Origin of the sequence: Lysinibacillus macroides (genome assembly GCF_001281525.1) — a bacterium.
Classification (GTDB): Bacteria; Bacillota; Bacilli; order Bacillales_A; family Planococcaceae; genus Lysinibacillus; species Lysinibacillus macroides.
This window is the reverse complement of record NZ_LGCI01000008.1, coordinates 85,531-105,626: the sequence shown is the minus strand read 5'-3', so window position 1 is coordinate 105,626 and position 20,096 is coordinate 85,531. Positions and strand designations below refer to the sequence as shown.

Annotated in this window: 11 protein-coding genes and 1 riboswitch; of the genes, 1 reads left to right on the top strand and 10 read right to left on the bottom strand. The window is 39.0% G+C overall.

Annotated elements, in window-relative coordinates:
• Positions 1-18 precede the first annotated feature (18 nt).
• From ADM90_RS12595 to ADM90_RS12550, 10 genes are all read right to left on the bottom strand, one after another.
• Positions 19-6,852: a DUF7601 domain-containing protein gene (locus tag ADM90_RS12595; protein ID WP_053995351.1), complete on the bottom strand. Its 6,834-nt coding sequence runs from the start codon at positions 6,850-6,852 to the stop codon at positions 19-21.
• 595 nt (positions 6,853-7,447) lie between these two features.
• Entirely contained in the window at positions 7,448-8,572 is a 1,125-nt protein-coding gene (locus ADM90_RS12590) for an IS4 family transposase (RefSeq protein ID WP_053994015.1), read from the bottom strand.
• 507 nt (positions 8,573-9,079) lie between these two features.
• Complete coding sequence (locus ADM90_RS12585) at positions 9,080-9,619, bottom strand: GrpB family protein (protein WP_053995350.1); 540 nt, start codon at positions 9,617-9,619, stop codon at positions 9,080-9,082.
• A gap of 530 nt (positions 9,620-10,149) precedes the next feature.
• The gene (gene guaA, locus ADM90_RS12580; protein WP_053995349.1) at positions 10,150-11,703 is read right to left on the bottom strand and encodes a glutamine-hydrolyzing GMP synthase; all 1,554 of its coding nucleotides are present in this window, start codon (positions 11,701-11,703) and stop codon (positions 10,150-10,152) included.
• Positions 11,704-11,925: 222 nt separating this feature from the next.
• A riboswitch (purine riboswitch) is annotated at positions 11,926-12,027 on the bottom strand.
• A 32-nt stretch (positions 12,028-12,059) separates the two neighbouring features.
• Complete coding sequence (locus ADM90_RS12575; protein WP_053995348.1) at positions 12,060-14,237, bottom strand: transglutaminase TgpA family protein; 2,178 nt, start codon at positions 14,235-14,237, stop codon at positions 12,060-12,062.
• Entirely contained in the window at positions 14,234-15,415 is a 1,182-nt protein-coding gene (locus ADM90_RS12570) for a DUF58 domain-containing protein (protein WP_053995347.1), read from the bottom strand. Before ADM90_RS12570 ends, ADM90_RS12575 begins: the two co-directional genes overlap by 4 nt.
• Complete coding sequence (locus ADM90_RS12565; protein WP_053995346.1) at positions 15,412-16,356, bottom strand: AAA family ATPase; 945 nt, start codon at positions 16,354-16,356, stop codon at positions 15,412-15,414. The genes ADM90_RS12570 and ADM90_RS12565 overlap by 4 nt, the downstream gene beginning before the upstream one ends.
• A 306-nt stretch (positions 16,357-16,662) precedes the next feature.
• Positions 16,663-16,983, bottom strand: coding sequence for a hypothetical protein (locus ADM90_RS12560; RefSeq protein ID WP_053995345.1), 321 nt, complete (start codon positions 16,981-16,983; stop codon positions 16,663-16,665).
• Positions 16,984-17,131: 148 nt separating this feature from the next.
• A complete protein-coding gene (gene nadE / locus ADM90_RS12555; protein ID WP_053995344.1) occupies positions 17,132-17,956 on the bottom strand; it encodes an ammonia-dependent NAD(+) synthetase in 825 nt (274 codons plus the stop codon).
• Positions 17,957-17,973: 17 nt separating this feature from the next.
• Positions 17,974-19,434: a nicotinate phosphoribosyltransferase gene (locus tag ADM90_RS12550; RefSeq protein WP_053995343.1), complete on the bottom strand. Its 1,461-nt coding sequence runs from the start codon at positions 19,432-19,434 to the stop codon at positions 17,974-17,976.
• A gap of 311 nt (positions 19,435-19,745) precedes the next feature.
• Here ADM90_RS12550 and ADM90_RS12545 point away from each other — a divergent pair, with 311 nt between their 5' ends.
• On the top strand, positions 19,746-20,087 hold the full coding sequence (locus ADM90_RS12545; protein WP_053995342.1) for a P-II family nitrogen regulator: 342 nt from the start codon (positions 19,746-19,748) through the stop codon (positions 20,085-20,087).
• Positions 20,088-20,096 lie beyond the last annotated feature (9 nt).

Here is a 20,096-nt window from a genome sequence, read left to right as displayed (position 1 = left end):
TTACCGCCTTTCCCATTACTAAATGTGTTTTTTCTTCTTATTACCAAATAACAGGAAGCCTAGCATGATTAAGGACATAAGCGCCAAGGCCATATAGAAGATCGGCGACACACTATCATCTCCTGTTTTTGGAACATTATCAAGTGTACTATCTTCATTTGCTTCGCTGTTATTGATTTGATGGTTAATATCATTAGGTTGGTTGTTGCTATTCGCATTGAATTGAAGATTATTTTTAGAATTCGGCTTGTTGCTAGGTTCTTCAGCATTATTTCCTAAATCAGGCTTACTTCCCAGATTTTCTAGGTTATTCCCTGGATCTGGGTTGCCCCCTGGATTAGTTGGATTATTCCCTAGATCTGGGTTGCCCTCCGAATTTTCTGGGTTATTCCCTAGATCTGGGTTGCCTCCTGGATTACCTGGATTATTCCTTGGATTTGGGTTGCCTCCTGGATTACCTGGGTTATTCCCTGGATCTGGGTTACCTCCTGGATTACCTGGGTTATTTCCTGGATCTGGGTTGCCTCCTGGATTGCCTGGGTTATTCCCTGGATCTGGGTTACCTCCTGAATTACCTGGGTTATTTCCTGGATCTGGGTTGCCTCCTGGATTGCCTGGGTTATTCCCTGGATCTGGGTTACCTCCTGAATTACCTGGGTTATTTCCTGGATCTGGGTTGCCTCCTGGATTGCCTGGGTTATTCCCTAGATCTGGGTTACCTCCTGAATTTCCTGGATCTGGATTGCCTCCTGGGTTACCGCCTGAAGTAATTGGCTTCATCGGTATATCGTGTCTTACAATATCCCATTCAACAGAAATGATTGGACTTGTATAGGTTTCATAGCCTTCTTTTGTTACAACTAAATAGTAATCCGCCTCTGGGAATACCATATATGCATAAAAGCCATTAAGATTACTAAGTTGCTCTGGGCTAGCGTTATCATTCGGCGCAAAGCCTGGAATTGCCGGCAATACTACCTTCGTGCCTGGGACAATTCCCTTTGCAATATTTCGTGGCGTATTTGCATAATACAATGTTACTGTAGCACCTTCGATTTTTACACCAGTGTTTTCATCCCCTGTCGTTTCATCATAAACAGTGCCATATGGGTCAACTAATTCTTCTGAGATATTCAGCTCGTCAATATTTGCCAAGTTAAGCACTTTATCCTTAACAAGTATTAATTCTTCACCTGATTCAAATTCATATCGTACTTCCAGCATGTAATTAGTTGTTGTTAATCCCTCTGCTGAGAAAGTACCATTTTCCTTTAAAGGAAATGCCTTTGGAGTGCCATTTTCCGAAACATAGTTGCCCGCTGTATCCTTTAAATACACATTTAACTTGCCAGCAAATGCCTCATTCAGCAATGCTGTGTTACCATTAGGCTGCTTGAAAAGTACAATCCCTACAGCAGTAATTTCTGCTGGAATTAAGTCACCCTCTGTTGTCACATCTGTGTCTTCAATAATCGCTTTTTGTGTAAATGGAATAGGTGTTGGTACGCCACCAATAGGAATTATTCGAGTATAAGTGATCGTATACTTCTCATCTCGTTGAACAGGATGATAGTACCTTCCTTCTGAATCAGTAGTGATGGTTTCTTCTTCACCAGTTTCTTCATTTTTTACTACAATCTCTGCATTAGGAATGACTTCTCCAGTTTCATTGTTACGTAAAACACCCGTAAGCGCTGCTGGCATTGTGATGACAATTGCATCATCTTCATTATATGGAACACCTGATGGGCTAGTAGCATCCGTCTTCGCAATCACTTCATGCTCCTTCGGTGTTACCTCCGTCAATTTCGGTGGCGTGTATGAAATTGTCACTTTACCATGCTCATCAGTAATTCCTTTTCCTACTTCTTCACCATCCACGAAAAAGACAACTTCCTCGCCCTCTACTGGCGTGCCATCCTCTCCTGTTAAAGTGGCTGTCAACTCAGTAGGTGTTTTACCATCTCCACGCACCTTTTGAACTTTTGGCTCTAAAGCAAGTGTACCTGGAAGATAACGGGCATTTTCAAATGGTGCCTCAGCAATTTTATTATCCTCGATTGTACCTGTGTACGCTCGGCTTACTGGTGCTGTTGTGTAGCCATCTGTCGTATAGTCTGTTGCTGTTACAGTATATGCCGTATCTTTTACAATTTCTTCAATCAGCAATGTTTGCCCGTGTTTCAATTGGAATTTGTCTCCAGATTTAATCGTTCCTGTAGTACCATCCGATTTCGTATAATGATAGATACTGTCTGCACCTGGACCAGTAAAGCTTACTGTGTATTCAAATTCCTTGCTCTCATCACTGCCATTGCCACTAACTGTGTTGCTAATTAGTAAGCCACCCGGCATCTCTCTACTATTAATATAGTGCGCCTCGGCTGTCTGTCCTTCTGCTATCTTACCTGTAAAGATAAAGTCCCCTGGTGTAGTCGTATAATCCTCATTCGTATAATCTGTCTGGTGAACTGTGTAATCAAGACCCACAGGCAGATTGTGAATAGTAATTTTTTCATCATGCTTCAATACAATTTTTTGACCTGATTGGATTGTTCCTGGCGTGCCATCAGGTTTCGTATACGTGTACGCCCCGTTCGCACCTTCTCCAATGAAAGTAATTGTATATTCAAAGTCTTTACTTTTATTACCACCGCTACCTATTACCGTATTATCAATCAACAGCTGTCCGTGTATTGTTCGGTTGTTGACATACTTCAACTCGGTTACTTTACTCTTTTCAATTGCGCCACTATACACCCAAGTTTCTGGGTCTGTTGTATAGCCATCATCTACATAGCTTTGTTGTGTAACAGTATAAGAAAGACCTTCAAGTAGTTTAGGGAATGTAATTGCCTCGCCATGCTTCAGAATGATAGACTCGCCACTTTTTATAGTAGCTTTTACTCCATCCCTAACATATTCATAATCCGCATTCTCGTCTTCCCCATCAAAGACAATTGTGTAACTAAAATCTTTTTCTTGGTCACTACCATTACCTGTTACCGTGTTATCAATTTTTAAGCCACCCGCAGCAGGAGTTGGCACGATTAATGGGTCATTGGAAGTTATTTTTACACCATCTACCCAAATAGGCTTTCCTGGCGTATTCCCTACATATACTTGATAAACTTTTGTATTTGGTAGGTAAGTGTCTTCATCATAACAAGTTTCTACTAATTCGTAGTACCCTGGATCAGGAAACAGCAGATTAAGTTTTCCATCGTTAGCTGTTGTTCCTTCTGCGATCTTTGTTCCATCGCTCTTTTTATACAATTTAAAGCATACGCCCCTCAATGGATTACCATCTGGATCTACCTTTGTCAATGGTAATAATGCATTGGAACTTGAACTACCAGCTACATCTGAGCTATCTAGCGTAGTTTCACTCTTTGCACTGATAGCTTGCAATCTATCATCGCCCATTAGCTTTACTTCATTGCCCATTTTGTCCCCAGCTTTTGGTTCTTGAGATCTATCAACCTCTGTTTGGTACACAAATTGATAAAGTTTATTTGGGTCGCTCAAATGAAACTTGATAACTGTTGTGCCTCCCGCTCCTGATGCAACCTCCACCTGAACTTCAGCGTTCGGAGCACTAAGATCTAATGCTGTGCCCTCCCGTTCCAGAGTACCACCTGCTGTCAGTTTAGCACGATATACTGCCATACTAGGTGCAGCCAGTATAGGGTTGCCACTTTCATCATAACGTAGCTTCATCCCCGCGCCAATCGTATCCTGCAAGTAAACGCCTTGCTCCATGTTGAATGGTGGCGCATAATTTACTGTCCATTCTAGTACACCTGGAAATGGCTTATTAACAGATTTACTTAGTGCCCGAACAGGTACAATCACCTTACGTTGTTCAGTCACAACCTTTTCTACTCCGCCCCATGTCATATGAAAGTCGGCTTTGTTATACAATACTTGCTTTGTTGTACCATTTGTTGTGTATTCCTCTAAATATTGCGCTAATGCTGCATTTGATGGCCTTGCCTTTACTAAAATTATATAAGGGCTTTCCAATTTAGAGAAATTGAATGTTCCTACATTGCCGCTCTTAGAGAAACTTACGACATGGGCAGACGTTCCTGGTTCAATAATTTTTTTCGCATCGTTCCTCAAATCTGAACGACCTGAAGCATATGCACCATTACTTGAGGAACCTTCCCAAAGCTCAAATTCTTTCTCATCAGAAAACGGTACGAACTCCCAACCTTCAGGTAACGTATCGACTAGTTTAATATTACTAGCTACTCGATTCCCACCATCTTTTTCCATTTCATCGGTATTATAACCTGGCATATTTACACTTAAACGGAAGGTAACTGTTTTCGTTATTTGATCATAAGCGGAAATCGTCCATGCTTCATTATTATCATCTCTAATATAGTTCCTCACATCATTTAGCGTAACATTTTCAAGTGTACCATCTACCTTTAATGGCTTTGACGCAAAGAGCATTTCCTTATTTAACATCGTCACATGAAGATTCACAGAATTTTGTGCGATCTTTACCGCTCCACCATCAAATAATAAGGCACGATTCCATTCCACTTTATTTGTATTAATATTCTGTCTAAAAAGAATGTCTGGATTCGTTTCAAGTGCTCGGAAACTGAAAGAAGCATTCTGATCCGTAGTATAGCCTGTCACTTTGATTAAATCTGCTACCACTTCACCACTCACCGTCAATGGAATAGCTTTCACATTTAGACCGTTTGCACTCTTAAGGCTACCTGGATGATATTGCTTCCAAAGCTGTGCATCATTGGTATTTGCTTTTATTTTTGCAATGGTTGCTGCATCCACCTCATTAGTTGCATCCACAGCATGGTCCAAGACACCTAAATCTCCACCACGCACGAGCACATCATATACTACCGCATCTGGCAAAGCATATTGTGGTTTTAAGCTAACTGTCCATGTCACCCCACCAAGATTGAAATCTTCCTGTGAAACAGTTCCGCCTTTTGCAAATGTATGTGCACCAACAGTAACAATTGCCTCGTCAGTTACTGCAGCAGGTCTTAAACCACTCGTCACATCATTGTTCTGAATATCATTTGGTGTATCCAAATTCCAGTTGGCACGTGGATCAATCCTGAAATTAGAGCCATTTATCACCTTACTCTTTATCACTAGCTCCACTCTACCATCAATATCTCCAAACGAATAAATACCATTCGCATCTGGTGTAATTGATGTTTTAACGGATTGAACACCATCTACCCATGTCTGCCATGTAGCTGAGTCAAATTCCAACCCATCAGGGAGCACATTTGTGATGGTAAAGTCCTTTAAGCCTTTTTTGTTATATACGCTGTTGACATTCACTGTCCATGTGATTGTTTCACTAGAATGGTCATACGAGGCACTGGCTTGAATCCAGTCAGGTGCAGTCCACATTTCTCTTGATGCTCCTGCCTGTACTGTATTACTTTCATCCTTTAGTTGTACAGATGGAGTAAATCCTTGCCCATTATTACGACCAGGATCCATCCCCAAACCTCGATACTCCTTATAGTATAACGCCTTATGAAACCATGCTTGGTACTCAACCTTTGGATCTACTCCTGTCCCATCAGGGAAAGTGTAGCTCAGACTGCCATCTTCATTAATAGTTGGCGTTACCAAAGTGCCATTTACTTTGAAAGTTCCTGGCACATAGACCATACGGTAATCGGAAGGCTTCGTGTAAAAGGTCATTCCATCTACTACTAACTTAATTGTTTGATCTAACTGATCAAAAGAAGACGCAATTGACTGGAAAGTTAAATAGCCATCTTTATATGCCTGTTGATTTGGGTACCACCAAGTCCAGCTACCGTTCTTTGGCGCGTTATCAGCAGCCAATGTAATGCTATACGCCGCCGTAACATCTGGATTTCGTAGCTGATAGGCTGCCCCAAAGATATCAATTGGTTTTATCTCACCATATGCCATTCCAGTTACATCAGTATCAGCAGTCGTTTCAAAGCTGAAGACAATATTTCGTCCAACACCATTGAAAAAGTTATCGTCACCATCAAATACAATTCTGATACTATTTGACGTGAAGTAGGCAGTACCAAGTTTTCTCATACCTGACTCAGTCTGTGCATTTAAAACTTTAGTGGCTGTTGGTAGCACGACTTCCTTGAAATGGTCTTCTCGTTTCAATTCAATCCAGTCACCCTTTTGAATATACATTTCAGGATTGGCATTCGTTGGATTTGAATCATCACCATTTACTGGTAAATCAAGACCTTCCGACTTGAGTGTGAATTGTTGTCTACCTTGAATAGTACCATTTGGATCAATAACAGCATTTCCCTGTTTTACCTCTAGCGGAAATGATAAATTAGCTGCCATAAATATCGCTGTTTTATCCGTAGGACCTACTGACATTGGCATAATTAGCTTATTTGGCATATCCAATGGCATTTCTGCTTCAGATGGATCAGCTTCATTATCTGCTGGCTTATCAGTATCTACTGTGTTTTCTTCATCACTTGCTGGTTCATTAGTAGATGCCGAGTCGCCTTCATTACTTGCTGGCTCATCCATATTCTCTGAACCACCTTCATTACTGGTAGGCTCACCCGTATTCTCTGAGCCACCTTCATTACTTGCCGGCTCATCTGTATTGACGGGTTCACCATCATTGATTGATGGCTCATCGGTACTTGCTGTGCTGTCTTCATTGGCTGGTGTATTATCAGTATTAATGGATTCGTCTACTGCAGACACCTCTGTTGTAGGGTCTATTACACTAGTTGCAGATGCAGGGACAGCGAAGGTCAGTGTTTGCAAAATAAGCATGATTACTAGCCAAATTGACAATACCGATATACTGCGTTTTTGTTTCACTATGAAAACATCCTCCTCTCTTTGATAGTTCTTACCGACTATAGGGGTCTACCTCTCCCCTCCTTGAAATGTTGCGGAGTATCAGATGACTAGGCATGATCCCATATGTCAACGTTTTTGACCACAAGTCTCTGCTGTAAAAGCCCATATAGACTATTTGGCCCTGATATACTTTATCATAAGGAGTTGAACAAAAACTAAACATTACCAATATATGGAAGCGAAAACAATTAAGCATATTGCATTGCTGAAATTTTTTCAAAATCAATTACAGGAAAGGAATTGAGAACTAATATATAGCGTAGAGCAATTTTTTGAAACATGTCAAAATATCGGAGAGAAACCTTGGCGTTGGGATTTTAAAAAAAGCTATTGTCATGAACAACATTTCAGTCAACATCATTCAATTGTAAATTTTCTAAAATACAAAAATAAAGAACTTACTGAATGTCACTAGCGTCGCATAAACAAAGTCTGAATTTTCAGTTTTGGTTTTTCCCGATTTTAATGAAAAATCGAAAACACTAAAACCGAGGTAGTAAACATCCATTTTTTTACTATAACCTTTGACGAGTGCAACAGAGACTAGAAAGCTTTATGGGACGCTATTTTCTTGGATTTTGCGTAACCAAATGTGTGCGGATTTCCATAAAGCAGCTTTTAAATACCGACTAATTTGTAAGTAGGTTCGCTTACTTTTCGTGTTCAACTGGGCCAGTACATTCAAACAGTATACAATCATCGCGATGTAAACTTGGTTATGCACAGCTTGCTCGCTCTGCCCGTAAAACTTTTTGATATTCAAATGTTGTTTCATCCATTTGAAAAACAATTCGATTGCCCAGCGTGATTTGTATAGTTCAGCGATTTCATCTGCACTTAAATCAAATCGATTCGTGAGTAATTGTAACTCGTTTCCTTTTGTATCCAGTACTTTTATCAAACGAAACACATTCTCAGGTCGATTTTGCGTCGTTCCGATGACGACCATTTCATCGGATAAAACCGGTGAATTTTCCGCTAACTCAAATGGTTCAATCAGGCGTATAACCGCATTTTTTCTCAAACGAGAGACGAAGAAGTAGCCTTCATCTGTCATGCGATCGAACCGTTCATAATCCAAATAGCCACGGTCAAACACATACATGCATTCTTTGTCATCAACGAGTACTTCAAGCTGACCGCGATCATGTTCAACCGCGTTTGTAAGCACCGCTTTGTCTGGATAGGAACAACCTTTTTCCATAAAGACAAGGCGCAAATGAAGTTTGATTCCAGATTTGGTTTTACGAAATTTTGCCCATCTATGATTATTCAGGTTCAATGGTAAAGTGCTTGAATCAATGATTTTCGGTGGAGTCGTCATTTTTCGTCTATTTTGAAAATCTGTCTTTTCATGAATTTGTGCAACTAAGTCTAGAAAAATCGTTTGAAAAAACTCAGTCGGAATTTGATTCAGTCGTCTACCTAATTGAGAGAAACTGATCGAATTGAGGTTCGTTGCGTTCTGCAATTCTTCCGAAAAGACACAATCACTTAATGCCCGCAAACTCTCCGTTTCGTGGAGTTGTGCAAATAGTAATAATCTCATAAATGAAGCCATATGAAGCTTCTTTGTATAGTAATTTAATCGGGAGGCTTTCACCAGTTCTTCAACTAAGTCAGTCGAAATAGGTGAAAACCATTGTTCAAATGATGTTTTTCGTGTAAACTTATCCATGCGATGTCCTTTATTTTGGATTTGGATAGGTACCTACCACCAAACCATTATAAAGGCTTTTTTTATGCGATTGATAAGTTACAGAAAATTCTAATTATAATAGTAGGCTTAATTATTTTAATGCGACGCTAGTGACTGAATGTGAGAAATTTAATGTCACTCGACAGTCAGGAAAAAATGCGGACTGTGATAAAGAGGCATTTCTACTCTATAAAGCATTAGGCTGGCAGAAAGACAAGTACGATATTATTTGTGGCGACACAATGAATTCTTTTACGTCAAATACTCTTAGGGAGAGGTTGGATTTTAAATAAAAAAGGGGGAGCAATGATAAAAATAGATATTTATTTTAAGGGGTGAGAGATATTTTAAACAAAATTCCAGACATGGGAGCTGGGTGCGTAACTGAACCAAATCGAATGGCTATCGGTGAATTTTTTACCTGATGGACCTCTAATCGTGGAGAAATTGCTAATCGGCTGGAACTAAGTCAGCCTTTTGTAAGTTTCAACCCTTCTTCTCATCGTCCACCTTTGCTCTCTCCATAATTTCCTGTACTATTGAATCTTTTGCATCCGCATAGTCTTGGACGTGTTTCCATTTACAGCGAGCTGAGTTACGCTTTACATTTGCATACTTATCTCGATCGGAATGGTTAATCCTTAGCCAATTGCGAAATCGCAACATTCGGTCTATCTCAGATGAGCCTTTACTAAATACGTGTAAATTAATATTTGTGTCGGGACCTTTCAATAGGCGGTGTTGAAACCAATCTGGTTCTCGAATACGTAAAGTGTAGCCGGCTCCCTCCAAGTCAGGAACATAAGCACTTTCGTCAGCAGAGTTCTTCACAACCAATAAAATATCAATAATTGGCTTAGCACATAAACCTGATACTGAAGTTGATCCAACGTGCTCCAACTGAAGTACCTTTTTACCAAGTATGGAATAAATCCCTTTAGCCTCTCGGTCAAATAACTTCAGCCATTGCGGATCATAGTCAAGGAGTGTAATTTGTGCATTATGAGGTTTTAGCTCTCCAACCATTACTTCTTGGAGTTTTCTTCATTTGTAGATTTTGCATTGTCGTCTGGCAAAGTCAATTAAATCCCCCTCCATTTCAATTTTTAATAGCATTAAAATATACCACGATTTTCAACATACTACAATAGTCTGATCAGTTTAATACCTATCATTAAATGAGTATCATAGCATATACTTATTCCAGTGTACTGCCCGTTAGTTTCCACAAAATCTATATTAAATACCATACAATAATTCGAATACCTCGATACAGTGTTTTAACTTTCTCACAAAGTATTGCACATATTTGATTGAGACTATTATACTATTATTGATTGACACATCATTTCACCAGATAGCCCGATTAAACACTAATTGTTTTGTTTTATTAAAAAAATAATTCCATTATTTATTTCAAAGACCCAATACAAAAAAAATCCCTACCAAAATTTTTTCTTGGCAGGGAACTATATTATTTTTAATGCATTTTCTTCATTTTTGAGTAGGACAAATGCAATTAAATAGACATTCCCACTTCAAATCAAGTTAGCACCTTATTCCCACTCTATCGTTGCAGGTGGCTTAGAAGTAATATCATACAGCACGCGATTCACGTGTTTTACTTCGTTTACTAGGCGCACAGAGATTTTCTCTAGTACATCCCAAGGGATACGTGCCCAGTCGGAAGTCATGCCGTCGATAGATGTTACGGCACGGATACCGATTGCGTAGTCATACGTACGTGCATCGCCCATCACACCCACTGAACGGATATCTGGTAACACCGTGAAGTATTGCCAAATATCGCGATCAAGACCTGCTTTGGCGATTTCTTCACGTAGGATATAGTCAGATTCGCGTACGATTTCAAGCTTTTCTTCTGTTACTTCACCAAGCACACGGATACCTAAACCAGGACCTGGGAATGGTTGACGCCAAACGATTTTCTCGTCAAGGCCAAGCTCTAAACCTAACGCACGCACTTCATCTTTAAATAATGTTTTCAGTGGTTCAATTAATTGGAATTGCATATCTTCTGGCAGACCACCAACATTATGATGTGATTTGATTGTTTGAGCCGTTGCTGTACCCGATTCAATAATATCTGTGTACAGGGTACCTTGTGCTAGGAAATCCATACCCTCCAGCTTAGCCGCTTCTTCATCAAATACATAAATAAATTCATTTCCAATAATTTTACGTTTTTTCTCTGGATCAGATACACCTGCAAGTTTGTCCATAAAACGCTTACGTGCATCAATTTTGATCAAATTCATGTCGAAGTCTTCTGTGAATGTTTTCATGACCTGCTCCACTTCGCCTTTACGGTTTAAGTTATGGTCTACAAACATACATGTTAATTGATCGCCGATTGCTTTATGGATTAAAACCGCTACAACGGATGAATCTACACCACCGGAAAGCGCACATAATACTTTTTTATCGCCTACTGTTTCACGAATTTTTGCGATTTCTAGCTCAATAAAGTTTGCCATTGACCAATCGCCTTTTGCTTCACAAATATCGAACACGAACTGACGTAACAAGTCATTACCATAGACAGAATGACGTACCTCTGGGTGGAATTGTACGGCATATAGTTTGCGTTCTACGTTTGCCATTGCAGCGATTGGACAGGCTGCACTTGTGGCGATGACTTCAAATCCAGCTGGCACTTCTGTTACATGATCGCCATGACTCATCCATACAACTTGCTCAGTTGGTAGCTCGCCAAATAGCTTATTCGATGCTGTTATTTGAATTTCTGCCTTACCGTATTCACGTGTTTCAGCACCTTCTACTTTACCGCCATTTGTATGTGCCATTAATTGCATACCATAGCAAATCCCTAAAATTGGCAAACCTAATTCAAAGATGGCTGGATCAATATGAAAAGCATTTTCATCATAGACAGAGTTTGGACCACCTGAAAAAATAATACCCACTGCGTTCATTTCTTTAATTTCTTCTGCAGTGATCGTATGTGGGTGCAATTCACTGAAAACACCAAATTCACGGATACGACGCGTAATTAATTGGTTAAATTGGCTACCAAAGTCCAGTACAACGATTTTTTCTTGCTCTTTTAATAAAGGGCTAGCTGACAAAATTTCCACCTCTTCTACTATTTTTAAAGGATATGTTCATGTGTTCAAAGAAAAACGCGAAGAAAGTACACCACTCTCTACGCGCTTATAAGTTCTTACATAATTATAAAGGGGGAATGCGCCACAAAGGCATATCTTGTTTAGACATGCTCTTTGCAACGATGATGGTGGCATTTTAGTATAGAAGTTTAGGCAATCTTTCTCAATAACCTCTTTTCATCTAAATAAAACATCCACCCTCATAGAGAAATCATTTATGGCGATTTCGTAGAAACATTCGAACCCTATTATCGAACTTATATGAAAGCAATCCTTGCATTTTATTTTTTTCATTTTACTCTTTGTCTCGCTTAAAATCAACTGATTGTGCGATTGATTAAATATTCCCAACTTTCTTTCAGCTTTACAAAATCAATCTCTTGCGCTTCATTTCCATAAACGTGCTGCTCATATACAGCTGTGAGCTTTTGCATTTCGTCTGTTTCTAACGCTGCATCCACTCTTTCTGCAAATGCACGCAAAGTTTCCCCATCTCTTTTACGTAGACCAATGCGGGCTAGCTGTTTCAATAAAACATGGTAAGAGGAATCAAAGCTAGACCAATCCGCTGCCTTTTTACGGTATGCACGCACATGCATTTTTGGAATCCATTTTTTACGCTGGAAGAACAAAGTAATCGCTGTGATCAGTAGTAAAACCAACAGCACAACCCATACATACGTGAGTTTTTTCAGCCATGTCCAGATAGCATCTAAGCTCAGTGTTGAACGATTCTGTGTTTTCTGAGCCTCCTGTTGCTGTGGCTGCTCTGGTTTTTGTTCAGGCTCTATTACCTCCTGCTGCTCAGGTGTATCTAATGATAGGTCATAATCAATATTGATATTTCCTGTAAATCCGATTGTAGGCTCAAATTCCATCCAGCCTGCTCCAGGTACATAGGCTTCTACCCATGAATGTGCATTATCGTTTGTCACTTTATATTCGCGCATACCATCTGACATTGTTCCTGGTTGCCCAGGTGCAAAGCCCTTTACCCAGCGAGCTGGTATACCTGCTGAGCGTAACAGCACAACCATAGAGGTTGAAAAATTATCACAATAGCCTACCTTTGTATCAAATAAAAACTGGTCGACATAATCCTGATTTTCAGCCGGAATCGCTGCCTCGGTTTTATCATATCTAAAGCCATTTGTTTTAAAATAATTTTCTACAGCCTTAATTTGATCGTATACGGTAGACTCGTCTTGTATAATCGTCATCGCCAAATCTCTTACGCGTATTGGTAATTCATCTGGCAATTGTAAAAAACGATCAAAGGATGCATCTAACGTTTCAAGTGTAGAAGTATACGACATTTGAAGCTGCTCCATACTATAGATAGGCTCACTATAAGATAATGAATAACTTGGTAGTAATAATGATTCGCCATTGTGCTGCTTAATCAGCACCTTTTCAGTTTGCTCATTCTGAACAAATAAAGCAGAATCTTGAGCTGAAACACCAATGAAACCATATGTTTGAATTAAAAATGGTAACGGTACATCCATTTCTAGCTGAGCCTGACGTTCATCCTCAGGCGATCCCACTTGTAAAGACGTTCTAATTAGCATACCTGACTCGTACGGTACTTCATTCATGCCTTCCTCTGACACAATCCAGCCCTTTGTTGTATACGTATCTTTTGTTTCAACACGCCAGTAATGTCGATCACGGGAAGTAGCAGTGAATACTAATGTATCGTCTCCTTGGAAGGGTCCACCGAGCTGACTATCATCCTCGCCATAACCAACCGTTTTTTGACCTATTCCATTGCCCACTTGACCTGTAACCCCTTTTATAAATGGCACTGGATCTGCCCAGGTCGGTCCTGTCTTTGGTAAATAGAATGCTACCGTACTCACAAGCAGGACAGAAACAAGCATTGGAATAATAACCTTCCATTTTTCTACAATATTACTTGTGGCATCCGCTTGAAGCCATAATCGTTTAACAAACAGCACACCCGTCATAATTAAACCTAATACAACAACCTTTACAATAGCCCCTTTACCATCGTAATCACTAAATGTATCCAATGTGGCAATAAAGAATACCGTCATTCCGAAAAAGTAAAATATATTTTTTTTCACTGAAACCCAATGATGAATTAAATAAATTAACATCCAAATAAGAATAAGGAACAACACAGTTCTAAAAGCATCTGATACTTGTCCAAAATCACCCGATAAAATGGCTGTCATATTCCATTTCCATTCTGATAATAAGAATGGTAAGGTCCCGCTTGATAATACAGGACGATCATTATAAATATAAGCAATAAACCAAGTAATATAACCAAACTTCACTACTCCTGATAATAATGGATGCACTTGTAATAAACTCAGCACTAGTGATAAGCCAATAAAGACTAGGAAAAATTGAAATCCTCCAGTATTTGTTAATTGCATAATAGGCACAAGCCATTCACGTAAAATAAAAAATATAATTAGATAAGCAACAGCTAATTCTAAAAATTCCGCTACGGATTGCTTCACGGCTTCATCACCTCCGTGAATAGTTGATAAAAGTCTGTTGGGTCTACATAAATGATCTGCATATGTTTATAACGTGTCATAAGCTCCGATTGTACAGGTGGCTCTTTTGTCACTATAAAGCAAATACAGCTTTTTACTATATTTGCAAGAGTATGTAGTAACTCCTCTGATACATCACTTGTTACATACAGCAATGTTGCAACTTGCTTGAAGGCTTGTTGATCATAGAAACGAAATTTTACATGCTCTGTAGGTTTTATAGCCGCTAAATGATGCATAGCCTGGTCCAACTGTTTATTTCCCTGAATAACAGGAAATACTTTTGTAATTTCTCCTGCCGCAATAAAGGAGATATCTCCACGTTCTCGCACAATCATTTGTAGCATAGATGCCGCTAGCTCAATTTTTTCTTCAAATAATGGTGAATTTTTAGCGTCCAGCACAAGCATTAACTCCGATGATTGTCGATCCTCAAATTCTTTCGATTGTAGAGTTTGCGTTTTCGCAAATGATTTCCAATGTATCCATGAGAAACGATCTCCGGGTACATACTCACGTAAACCAACAGCCATCGATGTGTCTTTCACAATCGAATAAGGAGATAGCATAGGACCAACATCATATTTTGTTTGGAGAGCAGCATATTTCATCTCTCGTATTCTTGGATAAACGAAAATCGTTTGTTCCTTTTCTGCGATGATTAGCTTTTTAGCCCAGCCAAAAAAGTCATAGAAAAGAATGGTCACGCCTAAATAACGATGCTCTCCACGCGGCATATTGTCCAATTCATAATGCCAGCTAAACCTTTTACGAAAGCCAACGAATTTTACAGCATTCACACTCTGTTTTTTAGCTTGAACGAGCCCTTCACTATCTACTTGTTCCTCTATCACCATATAAGCAAAGGGGAAACGTGTATTTCTTTCTATGGTAATGAAGACTTTTGCCGATTGTCCTCGCTCTACATGTCCGGGCTCAATTCTGCGCTCTACTAGTAAGATATTTTCTTTTACAATAAAGAATAATAATGCATACACTAAAAATGGACACACTGTAAAAAATACAAACCAGCTAACAAATCCGCCCTGAAACATGGCATAACAAAATGTTAACACCATTAATAACAGGACTAGTAGGAAATGCTTGGTTTTGTCAAAGAAAGCCTTTCCTCGCTTCATTGTTCTGCAAACCTTTTTGTTGGCACTGGTGTTTGGGCAATAATACGCTCAAGAATTTCGTCCGCTGTTACATGATCATAACGTGCATCTGGTTTTAAAACCAAGCGATGGCTAAAGACAAATGGTACTAAATATTGAACATCATCTGGCGTTACATAGCTACGCCCTTTCATAAATGCATAGGCTTGAGAAGCTTTCATAAGCGCAATAGTTGCTCGTGGGCTTACGCCTAAATGGACATAATTATGTTCCCTTGTTTGACTTGCAAGCTCCACCATATAACTTTTAACTGAATCTTCTACATAGACACCTTGCACAAGTTCCTGTAATTCAATTAATTGCGCGACAGATAACACAGACTTAATTTGCTCAATCGGTTTGCCATTTTCAGCTCTGCGCAAAATCTCTACTTCCTCTCCCCTTGAAGGGTAACCCATCTTAATTTTTAATAAAAATCGATCAAGCTGAGCTTCTGGTAATGGATATGTTCCTTCATGCTCGATCGGGTTTTGTGTAGCCATTACAAAAAATGGCTGATTAATCGCAAGGGTATTCCCATCAATCGTAACAGAGGTCTCCTCCATAGCCTCAAGTAATGCGGACTGTGTTTTGGGAGAAGTACGATTAATTTCATCCGCTAACACAACATCACCCATAATCGGTCCTGGACGAAATTCAAATTCCATTGTTTTTGGGTTATAAATCGAAATACCCACAACATCAGATGGCAATAAATCGGGTGTAAACTGAATACGTTTAAATTGGGCATCAAAGGACTTTGCAAGGGAGCGTACCATCATTGTCTTGCCAACACCAGGTACATCTTCTAGTAATACATGCCCTCTAGCCAATAAGGCCACAATACTAAGCTCAGCCACCTCTCTTTTCCCAATAATTACCTTTTCTATATTTTCTAGAACATTTTTTATTTGAGAATTCATCAGTCAAAAGCCTCCCATTCCATCAAGTAATTAGGCGAATTGCACACGAACTTATTCTAAGCATAGCGAAATCTGCTTAGTAACACAATTATCTGAAACAGCCATGTATAATTTAGACGAATAAAGAAGAGCTGTTAGAAAGACAAAGCTTTTCCGACAGCCCCTACCTATTATATAACGTTATTATTCTTTAGAGTGTTGCAAAATTAATCTTTTTCATCCTATTTTTTCTAATACCTACATAAAAATTAAAAAGGCTATGGAACAGACAAGTACCAATGTGACCGTTCCATAGCCCTTTACTATTTAGATGGAAGATTGGTAACTATCGAGCCGCTTCTTTTGATTGCTTATATGACTTAGTTTTAATGCAGCTTCATTGAGCTCATGACGAATTCGCAAATTATTATTACTTTCTGTAGGAGCAAATGCTATATGACGGGTTGATTGCTGTGGTTTTGACGTAACAATAGCACTATACTTCTTTTTTTTATTTTTTTGCAAATTATTTTTAAAGGGCTGCTGTTGATTTTGCCCAAAATTATGACTAATATCTCCTGCATGTAAATACTGATTTTCCTGTCGAAAAACACTGCTTGTCGTTGCATCTATCCTCGAAGTTCTCATAGATAAGTTACCCTCCTTTACATCTCCTTCTTCTTTATAGGTATTTATATCGGTATTTTATTCTAAAAATTAATACCTTAGAACCAATTTATATAAAAAGAGTTAGCAAAGGCGCTATTTACTTTTGCTAACTCGCTGTCTCTCTATACTATTTCCAAAAATCATCAAAGATTGTAATCGGCATATGTCGTTTATGCTGGGAACGTAAATAATGGCCTTCCACTATTTGACGGGCTATCTCAGGGATTTCCTTTCCTTCTAAATAGTCATCAATTTGATCATATGATATACCAAGTGCCGCTTCGTCTGGCAAGGCTGGACGATTTTCCTCTAAATCCGCAGTTGGCGTTTTCATATAAAGATGTTCTGGACATTGCAGCTCCGCTAATAATTGCTTACCTTGTCGTTTATTTAAACGAAAGATTGGCATTAAATCTGCTCCACCGTCACCAAATTTTGTGTAAAAGCCTGTAATAGCCTCTGCTGCATGGTCGGTTCCTATTACAACCGCTCCATTCATGGCTGCAATCGAATATTGCACCTTCATTCGTTCACGTGCTTTTTCATTCCCTTTTACAAAATCATTCAGCACAATGCCTGCCTCTGCTAATGCCTTTACACTCGCATCAACCGCATTTTTAATATTCACTGTATACGTTTTTGTAGGGTTTATATAATCAATGGCATCCTGACAATCCTGTTCATCTACCTGCACACCGTATGGTAAGCGTACAGCCCAAAATGAATACTTCGATTCCCCTGCTTCCGCATTTAGTTCATCAATGGCAAGTTGTGTAAGCTTTCCTGTCAACGTGGAATCTTGACCGCCAGAAATACCAAGAACAAAGCCTTTTACAAAGCTATAACGTTGTACATATTCCTTTAAAAAATCAATGGATTTTCGTATCTCCTGCTGTGCATCGATTGTCGGTAATACATGTAATTCCTCAATAATTTGTTGCTGTAAGGTCATTGTACTTACCTCTCCTTTTACATTTGATTCACCATATTGTGGACTTCTTCAATATTTCGCATCTTATTATCCCAGCATTTTTGACTTAAATCGACAGGATATTCCTCTGGATTCATTGCACGTTTATATTCATCCCACAGCAATTCTAAATTTTCTGCTGCATAGTCACGCATTTGCTCTAGTGTAGGATGTTGGTAGTTTATTTCCCCATTTTTGATGACATGTTGATGTAAATTTTTAGCCTCAAAATTAGTGACAAATTTTGATACAAATGTATGGACTGGATGGAACATTTTAATGCGTTCCTCTGCCTGAGGATTTTCATCGTGCATTGTAATATAGTCTCCCTCTGCCTTTCCATTTGTTTTATGGATAATACGGTAGACATTTTTCACGCCTGGTGTCGATACTTTTTCAGCATTCGCCGAAATTTTAATCGTATCCTCAAGACGTCCTTCACTATTTTCGATAGCCACCATTTTATAAACCGCACCTAAAGCCGGTTGGTCATAAGCTGTAATCAATTTTGTACCAATACCCCAAATATCCACTTTTGCACCTTGCGCCTTTAAATTTAAAATCGTATATTCATCTAAATCATTTGAAACAATGATTTTAGCATCGTGGAAGCCTGCATTATCCAGCATACGGCGAGCTTCTTTTGATAGAAATGCGATATCTCCACTATCTAAACGGATACCAATAAAGTTGATTTTATCTCCTAGCTCTTGTGCTACTTTAATAGCTGTTGGTACACCTGATTTCAGCGTATTATAAGTATCAACAAGAAATACACAATCTCGATGACGTTTGGCATAGGCATGAAACGCATCATAATCATTTTTATATGCCTGTACTAATGCATGTGCATGTGTACCAGATACTGGAATGTTAAACAACTTGCCTGCTCGAACATTGCTAGTGGAGGAAAAGCCACCAATAAATGCCGCACGTGTTCCCCAAATAGCCGCATCCATTTCATGTGCACGTCGTGTACCGAATTCCATAGCTACTTCTTCTTTAATAATTTGCTTAATACGACTAGCCTTTGTGGCAATTAATGTTTGGTAATTCACAATATTTAGCAGTGCTGTTTCAATAAGCTGTGCCTCCACTAATGGGGCTTCAATACGAACAATTGGCTCGTTCGCAAAAACTAGCTCTCCTTCCACCATGGAATACATATCCCCTGTAAATCGAATATCTTTTAAATAATCAAGAAAGTCCTCTTGATAGCCCACTTCCTCACGTAAATACGCAATATCTGATTCACTAAAGCGGAAATCACGCAGATAGTTCAACATTCTCTCTAGCCCAGCAAATATGGCATAACCATTGCCAAACGGTAATTTCCTAAAATATAATTCAAAAACAGCATTTTTATTATGTATGCCGTCAGCCCAATAGGATTCTGCCATATTGATTTGATATAAGTCTGTGTGTAGCGCTAAGCTATCATCTGTATAGTTTGAACTCACAAAAACCCCTTCTTCCGCTTTGATAATTAGTCCTAGTATACACTATATACCCAAATTCTTGCGTTTTACATCCACCTTATTTGATGTTAGGTTTTCTCACATAAATAGTCAGAAAATTTGGAACCGTACACAATTTAGACATAAATTTTAATACCGCTTTCATTCCTTTTATAAAAACCTTTCCACCAAGTTATTTCGTATGCAGAAATATATCATGTTATAAAACATTACATGAATTTCAAAATAATAATTGCGCTGTTGTCTATAGCGCTTTAACATGTAAATTAAAATTACGTAAGGAGCTGGTAGTGATGAAAAAAATCGAAGCAATCATTCGTCCTGAAGTTTTTGGAGCCGTAAGGGACGCACTTGCACAGGAAGGTATTGCAGGTCTAAGTGTTTCTGAAATTGCTGGCTGCGGTCGTCAGTTAGGAAGAACAGGTCTATTTCGCGGCAATATGTACGAAATCGAATTTTTACCTAAATTAAAATTAGAAATGGTTGTAGATGACGGCAAAGTTGATGCGACAGTTGAGGTTTTATTGCGTGAGGCAGCAACTGGCAAGGTTGGCGACGGGAAAATTTTTATTTATCCAGTAGAACAGGCAATTCGTATCCGCACAAAAGAAGTCGGATCCGTTGCTGTAGAATAAGGAGGCGAT